The sequence below is a fragment of the Shewanella sp. MM_2022_3 genome, assembly GCF_022557375.1.
Classification (GTDB): domain Bacteria; phylum Pseudomonadota; class Gammaproteobacteria; order Enterobacterales; family Shewanellaceae; genus Shewanella; species Shewanella xiamenensis.
In genome coordinates this window covers 72,436-93,605 of sequence record NZ_JAKZGV010000004.1, presented here as the reverse complement: position 1 = coordinate 93,605, position 21,170 = coordinate 72,436, and the positions used below count along the sequence as shown (strand labels likewise).

General features: G+C 46.5%; 19 protein-coding genes. 12 read left to right on the top strand and 7 right to left on the bottom strand.

Translation table 11 applies throughout. From position 1 onward, the window contains the following. Positions 1–61 precede the first annotated feature (61 nt). Positions 62–1,339 (bottom strand): DUF5666 domain-containing protein, encoded by a 1,278-nt coding sequence (locus MMG82_RS04010; protein ID WP_241406501.1) that lies wholly within the window; start codon positions 1,337–1,339, stop codon positions 62–64. A gap of 89 nt (positions 1,340–1,428) precedes the next feature. On the opposite strand from MMG82_RS04010, the gene MMG82_RS04005 reads away from it, so the two are divergent. The 3 genes from MMG82_RS04005 to MMG82_RS03995 all read left to right on the top strand — a co-directional run bounded on the left by MMG82_RS04005 (position 1,429) and on the right by MMG82_RS03995 (position 3,841). Beyond that, positions 1,429–2,097 (top strand): response regulator transcription factor, encoded by a 669-nt coding sequence (locus MMG82_RS04005; RefSeq protein WP_055646990.1) that lies wholly within the window; start codon positions 1,429–1,431, stop codon positions 2,095–2,097. Beyond that, the gene (locus MMG82_RS04000) at positions 2,069–3,361 is read left to right on the top strand and encodes a HAMP domain-containing histidine kinase (RefSeq protein ID WP_241406500.1); all 1,293 of its coding nucleotides are present in this window, start codon (positions 2,069–2,071) and stop codon (positions 3,359–3,361) included. Before MMG82_RS04005 ends, MMG82_RS04000 begins: the two co-directional genes overlap by 29 nt. A gap of 90 nt (positions 3,362–3,451) precedes the next feature. Continuing rightward, positions 3,452–3,841 carry a NirD/YgiW/YdeI family stress tolerance protein gene (locus MMG82_RS03995; protein WP_037423760.1) on the top strand — a complete coding sequence of 130 codons (390 nt, stop codon included), beginning with the start codon at positions 3,452–3,454 and terminating at the stop codon, positions 3,839–3,841. Positions 3,842–3,949: 108 nt separating this feature from the next. Here the strand turns inward: MMG82_RS03995 and MMG82_RS03990 are convergent, their stop codons facing one another. The 4 genes from MMG82_RS03990 to MMG82_RS03975 all read right to left on the bottom strand — a co-directional run bounded on the left by MMG82_RS03990 (position 3,950) and on the right by MMG82_RS03975 (position 7,446). Beyond that, positions 3,950–4,426, bottom strand: coding sequence for a peroxiredoxin (locus MMG82_RS03990; protein ID WP_037423763.1), 477 nt, complete (start codon positions 4,424–4,426; stop codon positions 3,950–3,952). A 90-nt stretch (positions 4,427–4,516) separates the two neighbouring features. Next, positions 4,517–5,104: a hypothetical protein gene (locus MMG82_RS03985; protein ID WP_241406499.1), complete on the bottom strand. Its 588-nt coding sequence runs from the start codon at positions 5,102–5,104 to the stop codon at positions 4,517–4,519. Positions 5,105–5,287: 183 nt separating this feature from the next. Next, positions 5,288–6,217 carry a DUF4238 domain-containing protein gene (locus MMG82_RS03980; RefSeq protein WP_069453964.1) on the bottom strand — a complete coding sequence of 310 codons (930 nt, stop codon included), beginning with the start codon at positions 6,215–6,217 and terminating at the stop codon, positions 5,288–5,290. A 308-nt stretch (positions 6,218–6,525) separates the two neighbouring features. Further along, positions 6,526–7,446, bottom strand: coding sequence for a choice-of-anchor H family protein (locus MMG82_RS03975; RefSeq protein WP_069453963.1), 921 nt, complete (start codon positions 7,444–7,446; stop codon positions 6,526–6,528). A 360-nt stretch (positions 7,447–7,806) separates the two neighbouring features. On the opposite strand from MMG82_RS03975, the gene MMG82_RS03970 reads away from it, so the two are divergent. The 4 genes from MMG82_RS03970 to MMG82_RS03955 all read left to right on the top strand — a co-directional run bounded on the left by MMG82_RS03970 (position 7,807) and on the right by MMG82_RS03955 (position 11,818). Then, positions 7,807–8,109 (top strand): PepSY domain-containing protein, encoded by a 303-nt coding sequence (locus MMG82_RS03970; RefSeq protein ID WP_241406498.1) that lies wholly within the window; start codon positions 7,807–7,809, stop codon positions 8,107–8,109. Between the two features lies 1 nt (position 8,110). Next, positions 8,111–8,806: a response regulator transcription factor gene (locus MMG82_RS03965; protein WP_047535591.1), complete on the top strand. Its 696-nt coding sequence runs from the start codon at positions 8,111–8,113 to the stop codon at positions 8,804–8,806. After that, a complete protein-coding gene (locus tag MMG82_RS03960) occupies positions 8,799–10,163 on the top strand; it encodes an ATP-binding protein (RefSeq protein ID WP_037427407.1) in 1,365 nt (454 codons plus the stop codon). Before MMG82_RS03965 ends, MMG82_RS03960 begins: the two co-directional genes overlap by 8 nt. A 149-nt stretch (positions 10,164–10,312) precedes the next feature. Next, complete coding sequence (locus tag MMG82_RS03955) at positions 10,313–11,818, top strand: DUF3300 domain-containing protein (protein WP_241406497.1); 1,506 nt, start codon at positions 10,313–10,315, stop codon at positions 11,816–11,818. Between the two features lie 60 nt (positions 11,819–11,878). On the opposite strand, the gene MMG82_RS03950 is transcribed toward MMG82_RS03955, so the two are convergent. Beyond that, on the bottom strand, positions 11,879–12,355 hold the full coding sequence (locus tag MMG82_RS03950) for a cytoplasmic protein (RefSeq protein ID WP_241406496.1): 477 nt from the start codon (positions 12,353–12,355) through the stop codon (positions 11,879–11,881). A 74-nt stretch (positions 12,356–12,429) separates the two neighbouring features. After that, the gene (locus MMG82_RS03945) at positions 12,430–16,014 is read right to left on the bottom strand and encodes an EAL domain-containing protein (protein WP_342204192.1); all 3,585 of its coding nucleotides are present in this window, start codon (positions 16,012–16,014) and stop codon (positions 12,430–12,432) included. A gap of 664 nt (positions 16,015–16,678) precedes the next feature. Here MMG82_RS03945 and MMG82_RS03940 point away from each other — a divergent pair. The 5 genes from MMG82_RS03940 (at position 16,679) to cyoD (ending at position 21,161) form a co-directional block, all read left to right on the top strand. Continuing rightward, positions 16,679–16,999: a hypothetical protein gene (locus tag MMG82_RS03940; protein ID WP_050991325.1), complete on the top strand. Its 321-nt coding sequence runs from the start codon at positions 16,679–16,681 to the stop codon at positions 16,997–16,999. 188 nt (positions 17,000–17,187) lie between these two features. Continuing rightward, on the top strand, positions 17,188–18,216 hold the full coding sequence (gene cyoA / locus MMG82_RS03935) for a ubiquinol oxidase subunit II (RefSeq protein WP_241406494.1): 1,029 nt from the start codon (positions 17,188–17,190) through the stop codon (positions 18,214–18,216). A 2-nt stretch (positions 18,217–18,218) separates the two neighbouring features. Then, positions 18,219–20,198 (top strand): cytochrome o ubiquinol oxidase subunit I, encoded by a 1,980-nt coding sequence (gene cyoB, locus MMG82_RS03930; protein WP_241406493.1) that lies wholly within the window; start codon positions 18,219–18,221, stop codon positions 20,196–20,198. A 1-nt stretch (position 20,199) separates the two neighbouring features. After that, positions 20,200–20,820 carry a cytochrome o ubiquinol oxidase subunit III gene (cyoC, locus tag MMG82_RS03925; protein ID WP_241406492.1) on the top strand — a complete coding sequence of 207 codons (621 nt, stop codon included), beginning with the start codon at positions 20,200–20,202 and terminating at the stop codon, positions 20,818–20,820. After that, the gene (gene cyoD / locus MMG82_RS03920; RefSeq protein ID WP_241406491.1) at positions 20,820–21,161 is read left to right on the top strand and encodes a cytochrome o ubiquinol oxidase subunit IV; all 342 of its coding nucleotides are present in this window, start codon (positions 20,820–20,822) and stop codon (positions 21,159–21,161) included. The genes cyoC and cyoD overlap by 1 nt, the downstream gene beginning before the upstream one ends. Positions 21,162–21,170 lie beyond the last annotated feature (9 nt).

Sequence of the window (21,170 nt, the reverse complement as noted above, 5' to 3'; positions counted from 1 at the left end):
AGCAAGAGATCAATCTCGCTGCCATTTGCAGGGGTTAACGAGCGTTAGTCGTTAACGAGCATTAGTCGTCAATGCGGCAACTGTGGATTTGCATGCCATCAAACTGACATTCCACATTAACCCATTTACCATCAAAGGTTGCTAATGAGGCATCACTAGCATGGTAACCCCACAGACTGTTCTGGCTCACCTTTCCGGTTAACTCCAGTTCATTACTCTGCTGTTCAAGATCAATTTCCTTCACTAGCCATTGGCCATCGGCTAATTCAACACCTTCAATTTGCAGCCATTTTTGATCAAGGGTTGCAAGGGTTAAGCCATCATCAAACTGGGTTCTCGCGTCGATAATAAAGGTAAAGCCATTGATTTGTAGCTGGTTATTGCTATCGAGCGTCGCTCGCCCTTCAAGCTCAAACTTGTTGCCTAAATCGGGTAATGGACCACCCGCATCTGAACTTTCAAAGTCGACCTCTTTGGCCCACAGGCCCTGCGCAGTAGATTGAATATCCACCTCTAGGCGCTTACCTTCCAGCAAATTGGTGCGATTACCATCTTCAAATTGAGTCTGTTCAGTCACATAGAGTCGTGTGCGGCTATTAAGCTCAAACTGGCTCTTGTCTTGGTTAACCCAAGTCACTGTGCCCTCTAACTCCATCTCGTTGAATGTCGGCACATCACTCGCATCTTCTACGTCGACTTCATGGGCCTTAAATACGGCGCCATCCTGTTGACCTTCAACCTCAACCCACACACCTTCGGTGAGTTGACCCTTTGGGGTGATACCAGCGTAATCGATCAAGGCTGAGCCCAGGCGGAATTGCTGCGCAACAGGATCAAGCTCTGTTACTCGACCTTCAATTTCAGCAATTGCGAGATTTGGGAAAAGGTTAATCGACTCTACCTGCCATTGTCCGACCACGGTGGGGTAGCCATTTACCGCTACCCAATCGCCCTTTTTATATTGGCTAGCTGATGCAACGGCTAACTGTATGCCATTGACCGTAATATTATTTTGATTGATGGCACTGATTTCACCAACCAGCGCAGGATCGACAGCAACCGTTTTAGCCTGCTGACCTTGGTTAACCAAATCTAGGCGCATCCCCACTTGAATAGCTTTGGCATCCAGTGGTTGTTGTTGATAACGAATATCTGCATTGGCGATATTAATCTTGTATCCATTCACAGTGATCTGTTGATGGTCTGCGGACACTTGAGTCACAGTCCCCATCACTTTAGCGGGTAAATTCGCGGGAGGTGGCGTCACATCCGTTGATGAACCGTCGCCACCACAAGCGGTTAATAGTAATGCGCTAATACCTACTAAGTGCTTATTCATTTTTTTCTCCCTTATTTACCTTGTTAAATCAACGGCTGGCATCTTAGTATGGGAAACGTCAAGCAAACGTGAAGAAATGAAGATAACGAATGAAAGTATTAATTGTTGATGACAATCATGATGTTATAGAAACAATCATGGACTATTTAACCCTCGAAGGCATTATTGCTGACTGCGCCTATCACGGTGAAAGCGCCATCAATTTAATACAGCAAAACCATTATGACGTGATCATTATGGATATTATGATGCCCAAATTAGACGGTATTCGTACGGTCAAAAAACTGCGCGAAGAGCTGTTCTGTAATACGCCGATTTTGTTTTTAACCGCCAGAGATAGCCTGCAGGACAAAATTGACTCCTTTACCTCGGGCGGTGATGACTTTTTAAATAAACCCTTCGCCATGGAAGAACTGTGTTTGCGCCTACGGTCACTGCATAACCGCGGGCCGCGTTTAGATGTAGGCATATTGCGCTTTGGTGAAATCAGCTTAAATGTCGCAACGCAACAAGCATGCCGCGCGGGTAAGGAAATCAAGCTGAGTAAAATCCAACGCACGATTTTGACGCTACTGCTCAAACATGCCCCCGCCATTGTGAGTAAAGAACAAGTTATCGATGCGGTTTGGGGTGACGAAGCCCCCTGTAGCGACGCGCTTCGTAGCCATATTTACGGCCTGCGTAGTGCATTGGATAAGGGCTTTACAGATTCCAAACTAGAGACGATTCATGGCCAAGGTTACCGACTCCTCCCCTAAGCCATTACCGAGCTTATACAAAAAAATTCGCCTAACGTTTTTAGTGCTAACGAGCCTAATGTTCGCGATTTTCTGGGGTTTGATTTATATCGCCGAAGAACAAATTGAGGTCATCAGCCTTGAACACAAACTGGCGACCGAAACCCGCGAATACCAAAAAAACTATCAACGATTTGGCGATAAAGCTCAGCTCCCCGATATCCACGAACTCACCACCTATTGGAGCAAAGAGTTTGTGCCGCAATGGCTGCAAGCTTATCAACAAACGGGTTTTTATGAGCACCAATTGGGCGCCGAAGATAAGCACTTTTTGATTTCGCCGCACCCATCAGGGCAAGGTTTATTGTATGTGGTGTATAAGGATGATGCGGATGACTTTCTCGATGGGTATGAGGACAGGCTGCATATTTTGATATCCTTCTTCGGGGTAGGTTTACTGCTGTTCATCATGGCCTATGGCTTATATTTTGTGCGGCTACTATCGGCACCATTTTTTGAAATTGAACGCAAAATCAATGCGCTGACGCCAGAGGAGCCAAGCTTTATCCCTAGCACACCCTACCGTGAAACCCGCCATATCGAACAAACACTACTGGAAAATAAAGCCAAAATTGCCGCCTATTTTACTCGGGAGCAGGAGTTTAGCCGCTTTGCCTCCCATGAACTGCGCACGCCCATTATGGTGATCCAAGGCTCGACAGAATTACTTAAAAAACTGCCAAACAACGGGAACGAAGCCCAGCAGCGGATCGCCAACAAAGCCATTGCCCGCATTGATTACGCAGGACAACAGATGAAAACCCTCACCGAAACCTTTTTGTTATTAGGCAAGGAACAAATTGAATCGCAACACTATGATCAAATTGATTTAGCCGCACGCCTTACGCAGCTATTAAGTGAAATGGCGCAGCATTTTGCCAAACACGAAATCCGCTATCAGCTCAGCGTTAACGAAAATACCGCCATTTGCGCACCGGTGAGTTTTGTGAACATAGTGATAGGCAACTTAATTAAAAATGCCTTTAACTACAGCAGTGGCGATATTGAAATCACGCTGAATAACAATCAACTAACCATAAAAAATCCGCTTAGCCACCACAGCGCCGAGCCCACGGGCTATGGCTGTGGTTTGATTATTATTGAACGGATAAGCGAGCGCATGGGGTGGCACTTTTCGGCCCAAAGCCTAGGGAATGACTATCTGGCAACAATCCAATTTATGGATAACGGCGAGCCACAACAGCATCTAAATGAATCCGCTTAAATTCTTCACAACTGCTTCACGCTCGTCTTGGCATGATACTCGCCGCAGATGAGTCGCCCAGCGGCGTAAGATTAGAAAGAGGACATTTAGATGAATAAAATCACCTTAAGCATGTTAGCAATCACATTGTCATTGAGTGCCTTGTGCAGCCAAGCTGGATTTCAACCAACAACGGGCGAACCCCAATTACGTGGCGGCTTTCAAGGCCCTAGTGCACGGCAAATCATTCATGATGTCGTCAGTGCGCTCAATGCCAGCGATGACACTCAAGTGGAGTTAACCGGCCATATCATGTCTTCAATTGGCCACGATGATTATATTTTCCGTGACAGCACGGGAGAGATTAAAATTGAAATTGACGATGATCTGTGGCTCGGACATACCGTCACGCCTGAAACCCAAGTCATTATTCGCGGTGAAGTGGATAAGGACTGGTCAGAAGTCACTATCGATGCCGACAGCATTCAACTCGTTCAATAACCGTATAAAAAAGCCCGAATAAAAAAGCCAGCCTCATCTAGGCTGGCTATTGTTCTCGCTCAAGCAAGCGACACATCAGCCCCATAAGTTCAGGGGCATCCGCTTATCTTAACTTAAAGCCGCCAACACCACTTCGGCTTTACTCACTTCAAATGACTTAGGTGCTTCTACATTCAGTAACGTCACCACGCCATCATCGATAATCATCGCATAACGTTGTGAACGTACACCACCAAAGCCAGCGGTATCCATCTCTAATCCGAGCGCCTTAGTAAAGCTGGCATCGCCATCGGCTAACATCAGTAGTTCAGACGCATTTTGCGCTTCGCCCCACGCTTTCATCACAAAGGCATCGTTTACCGATACGCAGGCAATTAAATCAACGCCTTTGGCTTTAAACTGATCGGCCAGCACCACATAACCGGGCAAATGCGCTTCAGAACAGGTTGGTGTGAAAGCACCAGGCACTGCAAATAACACCACTTTTTTACCCGCAAACAGCTCGGTAACTTGATGATTTACCATGCCATCTTTTGTTAATTGGCTTAACGTCGCCGCTGGTAATTTTTGACCTTGAGCAATCATGTCTCTCTTCCTTTAGTTAACGTAACTCGCCCATACTAGCCCGAATCCGACAGGATAAACACCGAGAGAAAAAGGGGGGATTGACCATTGCTACTTCCAACCAGACGATAGATTGATTCTTACCTTCAAATCCTCAAACTGTGACGGAACGCTACCAATATTTATAGTGAGGCTTAGTGAACCAGCATCACTAGGAAAGAAATTAAAATATCGCATACTTTTTGTTTTAGCTGGCATTTCAATTGATGAAAACGGTACAGCTCGATCACTCACATCTTGGTTTTTATAGCTATATCTTCCATTCCACTCATATTCATTAGCCCATGATGCTTCTTTAAGTTCTTGCATCCTTTTGAAATGAGCATTTAAAGGAGATTTCCTGTAAAAAAAGGTAACGCCTAAATCATTTACAATTTTAAGCTCAACTTCGGTATCAAGTTCAGCAAAATCATGTTCATTATTACTGAATAGCTCGATACTTATAGTCGAAGTTTCATGAGACTTATAACCTTTTAAATCAAACTTATGCTTTGATCCAGTCTCAAAAGGAAAATCTGGCAAAGTAAGCTCGTACGTGATAAGTGGCCAATAACCATATGATTTAAAATCCCCATCCCCCTTATATCCGCAAGACATAAGGGAAAAGCAAAAAGAGAGTAATATCCATTTTTTAATCAAAGCAAACTCCATGCTTCTAAATTTTACGTCCGCCAAAATAAATTAGAGTACCCAAGATAAAACAAGCACATAATACACTTTCGATTTACCTACAACTTACTCAGGCTAAAGTGGCTTGAATAGGTGTATTTAAAAAACTTGGCAATATCATAGTCGAAAAATCGACGCAGCAAAGTATTCACTTTAGGATGAATGTCCAATTTCTTCTTCAATTGTATTCTCTGGATAATTAGGGGTTAACCTTTCGATTTCCCAATCGGGATAATCATACTCGTCAGTAATAGACATTATTCGCCTGATACTATCAAAAGCTGAGTCAGCAAACTCTTGTTCTGTAACGTGTAGCGAAAAAGGTGGCTGAGTATATGAACCTAATATATCCGTAAACATTATATCTGAAATGACACCGGCATGTTCAGGGCTTAGTATCAGTGAACGATAAGCAGATTTAGCAAGATAAAAATTCACCATATGAGCCCATCCTTTGGGCATTTCGTAACCGATAGTTGGGTTAGTATTAAACTCCAACGGGTTCCAATTATCACTCATTGGCGTAGCAACGAAACATAAATGAGGCGTTAGAGGGTAGATAATGTAGCTATTAGGTAGTTCAATAAACCCCGTTTGCAAAACAGGATTATCAGTTCTGACTAAATAGTCATCACAATGGGTTTTTAATAGCAACCAGTTTCTATTAGCTACAAAGTTCAAATCTAGACATTCTTGGCAACCCACTCGATCGCAAATTGGCTCTGATTTCACACCTGTTAATTCGACCAACTTCTTTTCATATTTAATGTAACTAGGAGTTCTAACCAATTGAGACAAAATAAATTGTGACCATAAAAACCGCTCATCTTTATTTAATTCGTTATAAGTGATTAGCTTTTCATAGAGTGGAGCAACTTTAGTTTCTAGATCTTTATCGAGGGCATTTTCAACTGCCCAAGTATATAAACCTCTCATTCGACCCCATTGTTTTTTGCCTCTGGATTCTTTCTTTACTGATGAGGTGTAATCACACCAAAAGTAGGACATGAAGTTCGACTCATCTGCCCAGTACTTGTTGCTAAACTTTGGCACATAATGAGAAAGAGGTTTGTTCTTTGTCACTGGCTACTCCGATAAATAGAATAACGATTTCTATCATGTTCATACGGCTAATCTCACCCCAAACACTCGGCAAAATTATTCACAACTCACTGATTTAAATTTTGATTTCCACAATAGCAAAAATCATTCTGGGTAGAAAGTGCGCAAATGCATGATTGCTGTTTGTTTTGCGGTGTGCATTTTGAAATAAAAAAGCAGCGTATCGATGGATACGCTGCCTTGTTAGGGTGAGACCGACTTCTTACTCTGCGTGCATAGTCAGTATGGCCTTTGATAAACTCAGTCAAATTGCATATCAAAATCAAATCTTAAATAAACTCTTCACGTTTACGCAGTACCGCCAACAGTCCTAGGCCAAGCAGAGCAAAGAAAGAAACAGCACCGCCTTCTTCGACAATAATGACCTCACCAGAGCTATCGCGATCACGACTTTCTAGCGGCAAGGCATATAAGCCATCGGTATCATCGGCGCTAATGGTCGCAACAATATCGCTATAACCAACCTCATAGACATCGATTAATACATCGTAGTGATCCGTTTGATAGCCAGTGTAGAGGGTCGTCAGTACTTCGTAATCATCCTGAGTCGAGTCACCGTAGATGGTAAACACGTCCGTGGTGTAGTAATGCACCCAAGGGCCACCGTTACGACTGAGGTATAACTCGGCAAACAGGTCGGCGCGCTCATTAAGATATGCGCCAAACACATCCACATCGAAGGTTACGCTAAAGGTTTGATAAAACCCATCGTAATCAAAGTCTTCAAACAAACGGCTGCTGGCATCAAAAATCGCAAAGCTGTGATAAATAGGGGCGCGATAGGGATCTTCTGTGGCGGCGCTTGAACTGGGGATCGGCTGACTCGTATGTTTGGCGATCACTTGTTCGCGAGTCATGGGGGTTGCACCCATCAATTGTACTCGCTGAACATTCGCACCTTGTGCCGAGAAGGACGGCGCCAGCGATTTAACCGCAGCGGCAGTAGCTTCCGCTACACTTTGGGCGGGAGCCGACTGTTGCAATAGGCTTAAGGCTTGCTGCTCTTGCTTGACGGCTTGCTCGGCATCGGTCTTTTTCATCATACCAATACTCGCTGCACTAAAGGGCGCCAAGTTTGACTCGTCGCTCGGCTGCGCGCTCACCATTGTCGATGCCAGAAATGCACTGGCCAATACCACAGCCTTCACATACGTCGTGGTTGCGATAACTTGTTGTTTCACTGTGTTCATCTTGAATACCCCATTGGATAATCCGCTCAAATTGGTGACATTAGAGGGCACTCAAGGTGAACATAAGCTGAACATTAAAATCTGCTCTATTTCAGAGCAACAATGCTGTTCAGCCTTAATTCATCTGCTGTGGTTAACACTACTAATATGTCACAGGATATGACTCCTGATATGTAAAGAGGTTCGATGAGGATTAACTCGATAAAATCTCACGAATCACAGTGAATTTTAAAGGAATTGTGTTTACCAATTGGCTGATCTCTATGTGTTTGTTATGGTGATGAGGTATTCTTAGTCGACTCGATAAGCTATCAAGCTCGCCACTTACTTAAGATCGCCGAACCTGTACGGGTAACAGATATGAAACTTGGTTTGACACTGACCCTAGTCGCTTGTTTATGTGCCTCCTTTGGTTGCATAGCGGGCAATGATAAACACGATGATCGCAATCAATCGCGCGACCAAGGCGTTAAGAATGAGCAGCGCCGCCTTGTGGTGAATAGTCCAGACCAAGCCGTGGCTATGGCACAGCGTCAATATCGAGGTAAAGTGCTCAGCGTGCAGTCGAGCGTCTCGGGCTATAGAGTCAAAATCCTCAATAATGATGGCCAGGTTTTTTCAGTTTCGGTGGATGCCGCTACAGGACGCGTGTCGAGGAATTAATATGCGACTCTTACTCGTTGAAGACGACTTAGCACTGCAAGCCAACTTAAAACAACACTTGCTTGATGCCCATTACAGCATTGATGCCGCCAGTGACGGCGAAGAGGGCTTGTTTCAAGCCGTTGAATATAACTATGACGCCGCCATTATCGATGTCGGTTTACCTAAACTCGACGGTATTAGCCTTATCCGCCGCATTCGCCAAAAAGAGCGCGCTTTCCCGATCTTAATTTTAACCGCGCGCGACAGCTGGCAAGATAAAGTCGAAGGCCTCGATGCTGGTGCCGACGATTATCTCACTAAGCCCTTTCATCCCGAAGAATTAGTGGCTCGGCTCAAAGCCTTGATCCGCCGCTCGGCAGGTAAGGCAAGCCCAATCATCACTAACGGCCCCTTTAGTTTAAATACCAGTAGCTTAGAGGTCCGCAAAGGGGACGAACTCGTCACGCTAAGCGGCTCTGAATACAAGCTATTTGAGATCTTTATGCTGCATCAAGGTGAAGTGAAATCTAAAACAGCACTCACCGAACATATTTATGATCAGGATTTTGACCTCGACTCTAACGTCATCGAAGTCTTTATCCGCCGTTTACGCAAAAAGCTCGACCCCGATAACCAATACAATCTAATCGAAACCCTGCGCGGCCAAGGCTATCGCTTAAGAGTCATTGCTCCTGAGCAAGGTACTGATGAGTAAGCGCGCGCTTGCCTGGCAGTTGCTCAACTCCTTAAAGACTCGGCTCGTCCTCAGTGCGCTGTTGTTTATATTAGTGCTGCTGCCGCTGATTGGGGTCGCCCTCAATGATGCCTTTGCTGAACAGGTAAAGAGTGCCGCTAAAAATGAGCTAAGTGCCTATGTATATTCAGTATTAGCGGTGACTGAAGTCGAAAACAAACGGATTTTTATCCCTGAGTTAGTGCTCGAGAACCGCTTTAACCTTATTCAATCAGGCCTCTATGCCATAGCCACCACCGAAGATGCGGAGCATAAACAGAGCATCGTCTGGCATTCGCAATCCTTTATGGGCATCACGCCACCAGCACAGTTCACCATTCCGCCAACGGGCCAAAGTGCCTTCGATCAAATCGACCTCGCGGGCGCGCCACACCTTATCTATAGCTTTAGTGTGAGCTTTGCCAGCCTGAATGAAAATGTGCCAGTGACTGTCCATATCATTAAAGATGAACATGAATTTCAGCAGCAGATAGCTCAATTTAATCAACAGCTTTGGACTTGGTTACTGATCTTAATTCTCGTGATGCTGATATTTCAGCTGAGCTGGTTGATTTGGACCATTAGACCACTGGCACGCTTTACCCAAGAGCTGCACGATGTGGAACAAGGTAAATCAACCCAGCTGAGCAGCCAGTACCCCAGCGAGTTACAAGCGGTGGCGAGGCAGCTCAATATCTTGCTCAATACCGAACAAACCCAGCGTAAGCGCTACCGCAACGCCCTTGCGGATTTAGCTCATAGCCTCAAAACACCACTGGCGGTGATTAAAAGTCAGGTGGATTTAAGTGAAGCCTCGAGTGAGCAAGTGTCTAACATCAGTCGCATCATCAGCCACCAGCTTAAACGCGCCCAAACTGCGGCGGCCGCCTCATGGCATTTAGGGATTAAGGTTGATGAGGTGGCCAATAAACTGCTACGCACCTTAGCCAAGATTTATCGAGAACCGCAAATTAACCTCGGTGGCGAAATCGCTGAACAAGCGGTTTTTAAGGGCGATGAAGCCGATCTCACCGAGATTTTAGGTAACTTACTCGACAATGCCTGCAAAGCCGCCAAATCAACGGTCAAATTAACCGTCACCGGCGATGCTTATCAATTGCAACTTTGTATCGAAGATGACGGCCCAGGGATCAGCGAAACCCTGCAAACGCAAATCTTTGAGCGCGGGATCCGCGCCGATTCCTATCATCAAGGTAACGGCATAGGTTTAGCGATTGTCCGCGATTTAGTGGATAGCTATAATGGTCGAATTTCTGTTTCCCGCTCAGAAAATTTAGGTGGCGCCAAGTTTACCGTTAACTTTACCCATTCTGCTTAATCTTTTATTTTCAATGCCATATATCGTTTTATTGGTAAGAAAATAAATCTACAACACGCTTTTGCCGCACAATATACTTTCAGCTTATGTTCATATTCACGCGCCTATGATGCCAATAACATCCGCAAATAGGATTATTGGAGCGAACCATGAACAGATTATATCGATGGAAATGGCTAGTGTTATCGGCGGCTTTAGTTGCTCTGCCTTTCACCGCGCCGACGCAAGCTGCGGGCGTATCCGTTAGCCAAGGTTCAAGTGCTTCACTGAGCCAAGCCGAACTCGAGCAGATGCTTGCGCCCATTGCCCTCTATCCCGATAGTTTGTTGAGCCATATTTTGATCGCCTCAACCTATCCACTCGAAGTAGTACAAGCGCAACGTTGGTTGGAAGATCATCCTAAGTTGTCGACTGATCAAGTTATGTCTCGCACCGAAGACAAGGACTGGGACCCGAGTGTTAAAGCACTCATGGCTTTCCCCAATGTCTTACAGAAAATGAGCGAAGATTTGGATTGGACCCAAAGGCTTGGCGAAGCCTTCTTGGCCGATGAGGCGCAAGTGATGGACGGTATTCAATCACTCAGACAACAGGCGGATAAAGCCAACAGTTTAGCCAATATGGAGAATATGGCGGTAACTCGCGCCAATAACCAGATCATCATCGAGCCTGTACGCCGCGAAGTAGTGTATGTGCCCTATTATGACCCCCGCGTAGTTTACGGTACTTGGCGTTGGGGCGTGGCCTATCCGCCAGTATATTGGGAGTTTGGCGGCTATGTTGGCTACCCTTACCGCCCAAGCCATAGCTACTTTTACTGGTCGCCTGGGATCCATATTTCCTTTAACTACTTCTTTAGCTCATTTCATTGGCATCGCCATAAAGTCGTCGTGATAGATCACCATCACTCCCACCATTATCGTCCACGGGAAAGATACTCGGTCAGCCATGGCGCTCAACCTTGGAAGCATAAACCCGAGCACAGACGTGGCGTGGTTTACCATAATCCCGTGGTAAAAGAACGCTACTACGCTGACAGCAAGTTCCGTGGCCGCGACTCCCACTCCAGTGGCAGCAGCCAGCACTTTACCAGCCAGTACTCGAAATCAAGGGAACACCAAGACACACGTTATAACCGAGACAGCAAGGGCTATGATAAAAGCCATGATAAGGATAGAGGCAATAACTTAAGCCGCGACAATAACTATAGCCGCGAGCGGGCGCCCAGCTTTCAAAATACCCAAGCCGAGTTAAAAGAGCGCCGCGTGGCACCGACGAACTCGGCGCAAACCAAAAGGGAAGGTTACCAAAAAGAGCGTAACGACAATGCCCGCAATGATAATCAGGTAAGGCAAATGCAGGCTAAGGCATCGCGGGAACAAGCTAAGGATATCTCACAAAGGCAGTACCAGAGTCGAGACCAGCAGCCGCGTAACGTCGAGACTCGCACTCAGCCACAAAGACAGGAAACGCGCCCCGAGGTGAGACGCTCCGAACCGCAACGTATGGAGCAACCCCGTCAAGCACAGCCAAGACAACGGGAAGATACGAGAGTAAGGCAGAGCGAACCCCGCCAAAATATGCAAGCATCACGCAGTGTGGAGCGTAATCAAGGCCGCTCAACTCAGAGCCAAGAACGTCGCCACCGGGAATAAGCAAAGATCAAATATAGCAAAAGAGCGCGAAGATTCGCGCTCTTATTGATAACTCAGTCGTTAAAACTTTAGGGTCAAGGACTGGCCTTCACCCATGCCTTGCCACTCGATGGTAAGATCCATTATCTCGTTGAGAATATGTTCAAAATCAGATTGTGAAATCTCAGGCACGGCTAATTTTCGATTGCTGCAAGCCTGCTCGAGTAAATAGATAAATCCCGCATAGCTAGGCGTATCAGCAGACCATAGCAGAGATTGCAATGCTTCGACGATCGATTCGGTTTGCCAAATTTCGGTTTTATCAGCAACCGCTAAAGAAGCTTCGTTATGCTCAAGGGTGAAATTGATATCGGCACCAGCACGTATTTGCGCGAAAAAAGCGCCTTGAATACGCAGGCGTTTTTCAACGACGTAGTGAATCATATCGTGGGGAGCAATCCCCTGCTCAGGCATCTGAGTTTGTGTGGCACTACCATCCATGCGAACACAACGTAATTGAGCGTAACGGGTCGAACCTTTAGTGAAGATAACTTGCATAGCGCTGTCCTTAATGTATCCATGTCCTATCGCCAGACTGACTCAAGTATAGTGCTAAATGGATAAAAAACGGCCTAAAAATTGCGTTCAATAAAACGTAAACAATCATCCGCAGATAAGGGTTTACTGAAATAATATCCCTGCACCAGATCGCAACCCATGCTCGAGAGCAACACCAGTTGTGCCTCGTTTTCCACCCCTTCAGCCACCACGGTTAATCCTAGTTCATGGGACATCGAAATCGTGGCCGCGCTGATTGCCGCATCGTTTGGATCATTTTCAATATCCTTGACAAAGGAACGGTCCAGCTTAAGCCGATCTAAGGGCAGCAACTTCAAGTACGAGAGTGACGAATAGCCGGTGCCAAAATCATCAATTGCCAATTCAATCCCATATTGACGCAACTCGGCCAGCAACTTGGCATTTTGCTCAGGATACTGCATGGCGACACTTTCAGTGATCTCAAGCTCCAATGCTCCCTTGCCAAGATCATATTGAGCTAACACATTGATAATATCAGCAACTATGGTCTCTTTACGCAGTTGATGCGCCGACAGATTAACCGCCATTCGCAAGTCTTTCGCGCCCTTTTTACGCCACTGCGCCAGTTGTGCGAGTGCTTGCTCTAATACCCATTGGCCGATGGGGATAATCATGTCGATCTCCTCGGCAATAGGAATAAAGCGATCGGGAGCAACCAATCCCAATTCGGGATGCTGCCAGCGGATCAACGCCTCAACACTCACCATTTGTCCGGTGTTGATATCGATCTGCGGCTGATAATGCAGCAGTAACTCATCACGGGCAATGGCTTGCCTGAGCCCAGTTTCAATTTGCTGGCGCTCAGTCACTAAGGTATTCATTGCAGCGGTGAAAAACTGATAGTTGTTTCGTCCCGCCGCCTTGGCGCGGTACATGGCCATATCGGCATTTTTCATCAATGCCTCAACACTGTCACCATCGGTTGGGAACAGGCTGATGCCTATGCTAGGTGATGAATGTAGGGGCTTGTTATCTATGATGTAGACTTGATTCAAACCGCTGCGCAAGGCTTCCGCCACCTTAGCGACGCTATCGTGATCCGTATCGGACAACACCACGACAAATTCATCACCGCCTAAGCGCGCGACGATATCGTCACTGCTTACAATACTCTTTAAGCGCCGCGCCACTTCGAGCAACAACATATCGCCGACATGATGTCCCAGGGTGTCGTTAATATTTTTGAAATGATCCATATCGATAAACATTACGGCAATCTGGGTTTGGCTGACAAAAGCCTCCTGAAAAACCATCTCCAAACGCGATTGCAGACTCAAACGATTCGGTAGCAAAGTTAAGGAATCATGATGCGCTAAGAAGTGAATGCGTTCCTCATTCACCTTGCGTTCGCTGATATCGGTAAAACTGCCGATGTAATGGCTGATTGCCCCAGTTTCGTCGCGAACCACAGACATCATCAGCCATTTCGGGAAATCATAGCCATCTTTGTGGCGATCCCACACTTCTCCTTGCCAAAACCCCGTTTGCTCAAGCGCGGCTCGCACTTGAGCATCAATGTTTTTATCGGTTCGAGCGGCTTCAATAAAACGACAGTTTTTACCTATGATTTCATCCCTTGAGTAACCAGTAATTTGGCTAAAGGCGCTATTAACATCCACGATGACATCATTGGCATCAATAATAGTGATACCTTCCCCACTTTGCTGGAATACCTGTGCCAGCAAGTTAACTCGGGCAATAGTGCGCTCTTGCGCGGTAATATCTTCCACAATAAACAGGATAAGCGGCTCACCATTAGCTGCGGCCACTAAGGAGCCATTCAGTCTGACGGCGACTAGCTGTCCGTCTTTATGCCGATAGTGCTTCTGATAAGGACCATAACGGCGTGTTTGCTTGAGGCGTTCGAGCTGCTCAGCCTCAGTCACTTGGTAACGAATCGGGGTAAGATCCCAAGGATCAAGCGCCTGAAGCTCCTCTAGTGTGTAGCCCGTAATTTCAGTAAATGCTTGGTTAATGGCGACAAAGTGCCCATCCTCAAGACGTTTTAACACATGGCCAACGGGTGCCTTATCGAATAGGTTACGGTATTTTTCTTCGCTCTCGACGAGGGTGGCTTGAAATGCTTGATTACGCGCAATCTCCTTCGAAAGTGCCATAGTTTTTTCTGCCACTTTATCCTCAATCCGATGACGCTCACCGGAAGAGATTAATGTCACACCACTCACAACGGCACAGGTGATAAAGGCTAAAAGTAATAGCAACAGTGACAGACTGTAAGATTCACCCATCAGTTGAGCATACGACTCGTAAATCACAATATGCCATTGCCTATCGGCAAGCGTTAAGTGAGCCTGATAGTATTGGCCTGTTTTATCGCTATGTAACTTACCAGAAAAGGTAGGAAATTCTTTCTGACTATTCGCATAGAGCAATGCTCCATCAGCACTCATATCCATTAGCCGCCAATGCAAACCTTTTACCTGTTCGACTTTATTGATGATGCTTTGGATATCGATCACCGCCGAACAAAATCCTTTAATGTTACCGACGCGATCGAAAGAAGGCACCAATAGTAGCGTGCCTCCAAGGCCATGAGGATCTTCAGCTAATTGGATTTTGCCTGTGATCACCGGCGCAAGCGTTGATCTCCCTTTTGCTATGGCTGCCGCCCTCGCAGACTCGCTGTTGAGATCTAATCCAAGTACGGCGCGACTGCTATACATAGGTTGCACATACTTAACAGGCACAAGCCAGCCGTCGGCGTTTGGTTTGCCCCCCTCTAAATATTTGATATTGAAAGGTCGCCCCAGCTCAGCTGTGGTTGCAGACTCAAAACTCTGTTTATCGCTCGCCGCAATCAATGGTGACCAAGCCCAAGCCTTGAAGCCATCTAATTGGAGTCGATTACGTTTACCGAACTGAATAAATTCATCTTCCGTGACTATTTCACTGTTATCAAACAGGCTGGCAAGGGCAACTAATTGTTGTAGATTGGTTCCCTGAAAAGTTTCCACACTACTGATAATCGCATTGGATTGAATTTGAAACTTATCCTGCAGTTGCTGCCGCTGGTTCATATCTGCGTAATAATAAATCCCCACGCAAAGTAAAAAACCAATCACCAAAGGTAGTCCTGTTTGAATCCGCCTTGAGCGCCAAATGGGTCGCCTATCAAACACTAATATGGTTAGCGGGATAAAAATGACCGCTCCGAGGAAATCGCCCATCCACCAATTGAGCATACTGGTAACGAGATCCGAACTTGGAATCATGCCGTAAACAGCAAGTGCAGCATTACCCAATAGAGAGGCAATAATACAACCAGCACTGAGACTAACCATTGATTTTATAACAGTTTCTGGTTTATCAAAGGTCAGTAAAGGATCGATGTATCGAATAATTCGAGCAGAAATAATGGTCTGTAGTAACGTTCCCAAGGCAATACTGACGGGCAACCAACCGAGATGTAGTTGCCCACCAATATTAATATTAATCAGCAATGCCCCTATAAAAACCCCAATCCAAGGCGCATATGCTTTCCATAAAAGACAAGCAGCGATTGCGATCCCTGCCGCAGGCCAAATTGCCGCAGAATATCCGGGAGGTAAGGCAATCATCAAACCCATTTTACCGACAATAAAGTAGGCTAAGGCTATGAATAAATTGACCTTAAAATAGTGCGCAAATGCGTTGATATTTAATCCCTTGTATTAATTGGGTTGATAATCAGAATGGGCCCATAATGCCTTAATCTACAAATCAATCTCAAGAGTAGTCAAACCGTTAGCTCATTGGGGGCTGAAAACCAAAGCGGTACCATGATGTAAAAATTATTTTTACGCTGTCTAACCAGTTAAACTGCCACAAAACACCCTAGGGTGATAGCTATGCTTTATTGTAGGATTCAGCATTGAATATCGGCAAGGCATCACTAAAATCAGAAAGTATAAACAACCAACTCGGCAAATAAGCGCGCAAAACGACTCACAGTAAAGCCAAGACATTTACATATCGCCATCACATTTTCCACACAGAATGTGAGTGAAATCAGTTTGTTTTTAGTTAAATATGTAACCACAATGTTTAGTCATGGTTTCAATTAAGGTTTTTTTAATGCAAAAGCCCTTTTGTGACCTAGATCTACTTTCAATCAATCCCCGCTTCTTGTTATCCTCCCGCCCGCACAAAAAAGTTGCAGCTTGAATTTTTATTCAGCCAACAATTCTTCTCGCTCAACGCCGGACCTGTTAATTGAAATTCGCACTCAGCCAATTTTGCGCTGAAGGATTGAATCTCGTTGCGAGGTTCTCCCACTTCAGTATGACAAACTTAGCCCTGCTTTTTGGGTTACTGTTTGTGCTGCCCGCAGCTGACTTAGTGTCAGTGATGGTCGGCGGCTGCATCGATATTGGCGAATTAATCACCCTAAGTGATGGCTTTTTAATCGAGTTCTTCGGCGCCACGCTGCTGAGCATTTTGCTGCTCAATCCCCAGATTATTAAGCAATTGTGGAATTTGTTCGACAATGGCTTCAAGTTTTTCAACAGCTTAGATTTAACTAATGCTGCCCTGTTTTTAGCACCCCCAAGGCTAAAATCCCTCGAGCATCTTGCGCACGGTTGTCGCGCCCCACCATTGTAACCCTCTGTTTTAAAATTCAAATTTAGCATTAAGCGCTGAAAGTCGATCCTCGATCTTGCATTGGGGTGGCAGGCATTTTTGTGCCGCGCTCGAGCCACTTTCGGATTTGCCTTCGGATAACGCCGCTCAATGCTACTGCCAATCTCTCAGGGCAGAGTTGTAAACCTTAGGGTTAGAGGAATCTTCCTTTGTTAATTCGAAATTTAAGTAAAGTAGCATTCGCGGCGCTTGCCCTGATGCTCGCAGGCTGTGATGGCGGCGTATTGGATCCCAAGGGCCAGATCGGTGCCGATGAAAAGCACCTGATCATCATCGCTACCCTACTCATGCTGATTGTGGTTATCCCCGTGATCTTTATGACCTTGTTCTTCGCATGGAAATACCGTGATGGCCGAGATCAGGAGGTTTACGCCCCTAAATGGTCCCATTCAAGCGCGATTGAAACCGTGGTTTGGATTGTGCCGATAGTAATCGTCGTGATTCTAGGGGTGATTACCTGGGGCTCGACCCATGATCTCGACCCTTACAAACCACTCGAACACCAGGCCAAGCCGATTACGGTTGAAGTGGTTTCTATGGACTGGAAATGGTTGTTTATCTATCCAGAACAAGGTGTTGCATCGGTAAACGAACTGGCTTTCCCAGCGAACGTACCGGTGAACTTTAAGATCACCTCTGATACCGCCATGAACTCTTTCTTTATCCCGCAGTTAGGTAGCCAAATCTACTCAATGGCTGGGATGACGACTAAGTTGCACCTGATTGCCAACGAACCCGGTACCTATGACGGTATTTCCGCTAACTATAGCGGCGCAGGTTTTGCAGGCATGAAGTTTAAAGCCATTGCCACGCCAACAGCCGCCGACTTCGATGCTTGGGTAGCCAAGGCAAAACAACAGGCGACTAAGACCTTAGACTCTGCGACTTACCAAGCCTTAGCACAGAAGAGTGAAAACAATCCTGTTGAATACTTTGGCTCAGTGAGTCACGGCATGTTCGATCAAATCGTTATGCAATACATGCACATGGACTCAAACGAGCACATGGCAGGCCATGAAGGCATGGAACACATGAGTGCCGACCACAATATGGCTGGCATGCACCACGATATGACGCATATGGCGAGCGACCAGAAGATGGCCGACATGGAAGGCTCAACCCATTCTGACACTTCATCAACAGAACACTCATCCACTCACCAAGTGGAGGCGGAGTAATCATGTCTTTTCTCGGTAAATTAAGCTTAGATGCGATCCCGTATCATGAGCCTATCATCATGGTGACCCTTGCGGTTGTTGCCGTGATAGGCCTGTACGTCGCAGCCTTGATCACTAAACACAAAAAATGGGGCGTGCTTTGGCACGACTGGTTAACCTCGGTTGACCATAAACGCCTCGGTATCATGTACATAGTGCTTGCATTCATCATGTTGATCCGCGGTTTTTCCGACGCCATCATGATGCGTACCCAACAGGCTCTAGCCACCAATGGCGCCGCAGGTTATCTGCCGCCTGAACATTACGACCAAATCTTCACTGCCCACGGCGTGATCATGATTATCTTTATGGCGATGCCATTTATGATCGGTCTAATGAACTTAGTGCTGCCACTGCAAATCGGTGCCCGCGACGTTGCCTTCCCCTTCTTGAACAACCTCAGCTTCTGGTTAACCGCGTCTGGTGCCGTGCTGATCAATATTTCATTGGGTTTAGGTGAATTCGCCCGTACCGGTTGGGTAGCTTACCCGCCGTTGTCTGAACTAGCTTACAGTCCGGGCGTTGGGGTCGACTACTATATCTGGGCGCTGCAGATTTCGGGGATAGGGACAACCTTAACTGGGGTCAATTTTATCGCGACCGTGCTTAAGATGCGTGCTCCAGGCATGAAGCTGATGCAAATGCCTATCTTCACTTGGACTTGTACTTGGGCCAACATCCTGATCGTGGCGTCGTTCCCGATCCTGACCGCGGTTTTAGCGCTGTTAACACTCGATCGCTACATGGGTTTCCACTTCTTCACCAATGATGGTGGTGGTAACGCCATGATGTATATCAACCTGTTCTGGGCTTGGGGTCACCCTGAAGTGTACATCCTGATTCTACCTGCGTTCGGTATCTTCTCGGATGTGATTTCAACCTTTACCTCTAAGCGTCTGTTTGGCTATTCCTCCATGGTATGGGCCAGTGGCGCGATTTCGATCCTCGGCTTTATCGTGTGGTTACACCACTTCTTTACCATGGGCTCGAGCGCCAACGTCAACGCCTTCTTCGGTGTGATGACCATGGTGATTGCAGTCCCTACTGGGGTAAAACTGTTTAACTGGTTGTTCACCATTTACCGCGGCCGCCTGCGCTTAACAGTGCCAGTGCTGTGGACCTTAGGCTTTATGGTGACTTTCACCATTGGTGGTATGACAGGCGTACTATTAGCCGTACCTGGTGCCGACTACGTACTGCACAACAGCTTGTTCCTGATCGCTCACTTCCATAACACCATTATCGGTGGTGCCGTGTTCGGTTACTTAGCCGGTTTTGCTTACTGGTTCCCGAAAGCGACGGGTTTCCACTTAAATGAGCGTTTAGGTAAAGCGTCATTCTGGTGCTGGCAGATTGGTTTCTACGTGGCCTTTATGCCGCTGTATGTACTCGGTTTTATGGGTATGACTCGCCGTATCAACCACATTGATAACCCAGCATGGAACCTGTGGATCTATATCGCTGCCGTGGGTGCTTGCATCATCATGGTCGGTATCATTCTGCAATTCGTGCAACTGTACGTGAGTATCCGTGACCGCGACCAAAACCGTGACACCACGAGCGACCCATGGAATGGCCACACGCTGGAATGGTCAACCGCATCACCACCACAGTTCTACAACTTTGCTAAGTTGCCACAAGTGTCTGATATCGATGCCTTTACCGATGCGAAAGAAAAAGGCACCGCCTATCAACGCCAAAAACACTATCAGCCAATCCATATGCCGAAGAATACCCCGAGCGGTATCTTAATGGCGCTGGGGATTACTGCCGCTGGTTTTGCTGCAATTTGGCACATTCTGTGGCTCGCGATTGTGGGCATGGTGGGCGCGTTTATCGTGTTCTTATTCCGTGCTTATAACAACGATGTCGACTATTACGTTCAACCCGATGAAGTGGCACGCATTGAAAATGCTCACTTAAACAATGTAGTAAGGGGCTGATATGAGTGTTGCAATCCCAGCTGATTTAGAAGTTGCTCACGCCGAGGAGCACCACGAACACCATGATACGGGTGGCAACACCCTGTTTGGTTTTTGGCTCTACCTGATGACCGACTGCATCCTGTTTGCATCGGTATTCGCTACCTATGCCGTGCTCTATATGAACACCGACGGCGGTGTATCGGGTAAAGATATTTTCGAACTGGACTTTGTGCTGATCGAAACCGCAGCCCTGCTGCTCAGTAGTATTACCTATGGCTTTGTCTTGATTTTCGCTAAGCGCCACAACAAAGCGGCGACCCTCACTTGGTTAGCCATTACCTTTGCACTGGGCTGTGTGTTTATCGGCATGGAAGTCTATGAGTTCCATCACCTGATCGAACATGGCAACGGCCCACAACGCAGCGCCTTCCTGTCATCTTTCTTCACCTTAGTGGGCATGCACGGCTTGCACGTGACCGCGGGGTTAATTTGGATGGCGATCATGATGATTGAAGTCGCTAAAACTGGCTTAGGTAACCGCAGCATCACTCGCTTGAGCTGCTTAAGCTTGTTCTGGCATTTCCTCGACATCGTGTGGATTTGCGTATTCACCGTTGTGTACTTATTGGGAGCACTGTAATGGGCGCACATACTCAATCACATGACCATAGCCATGGCGCAGACGATCTGGCCGCCAGCATCAAGTCCTACTTAGTCGGTTTTGTGCTGTCAGTGGTGTTAACTGCCATCCCATTCTGGGCGGTAATGACCCATCACTTCGAGCAATCGACGACGCTCGCCATCGTCGTTGTCACGGCACTGGTGCAGATTTTGGTACACCTTAAGTACTTCCTGCACTTGGACTTCTCTAAGGAAGGCAAGATCAACACCTTCTCCTTCCTATTTACCACACTGATCATCGTGATGGTGGTTGGCTTGTCGGTATGGATCATTCTCGAAGCTAACGCTTTGATGATGTAACGAGACACA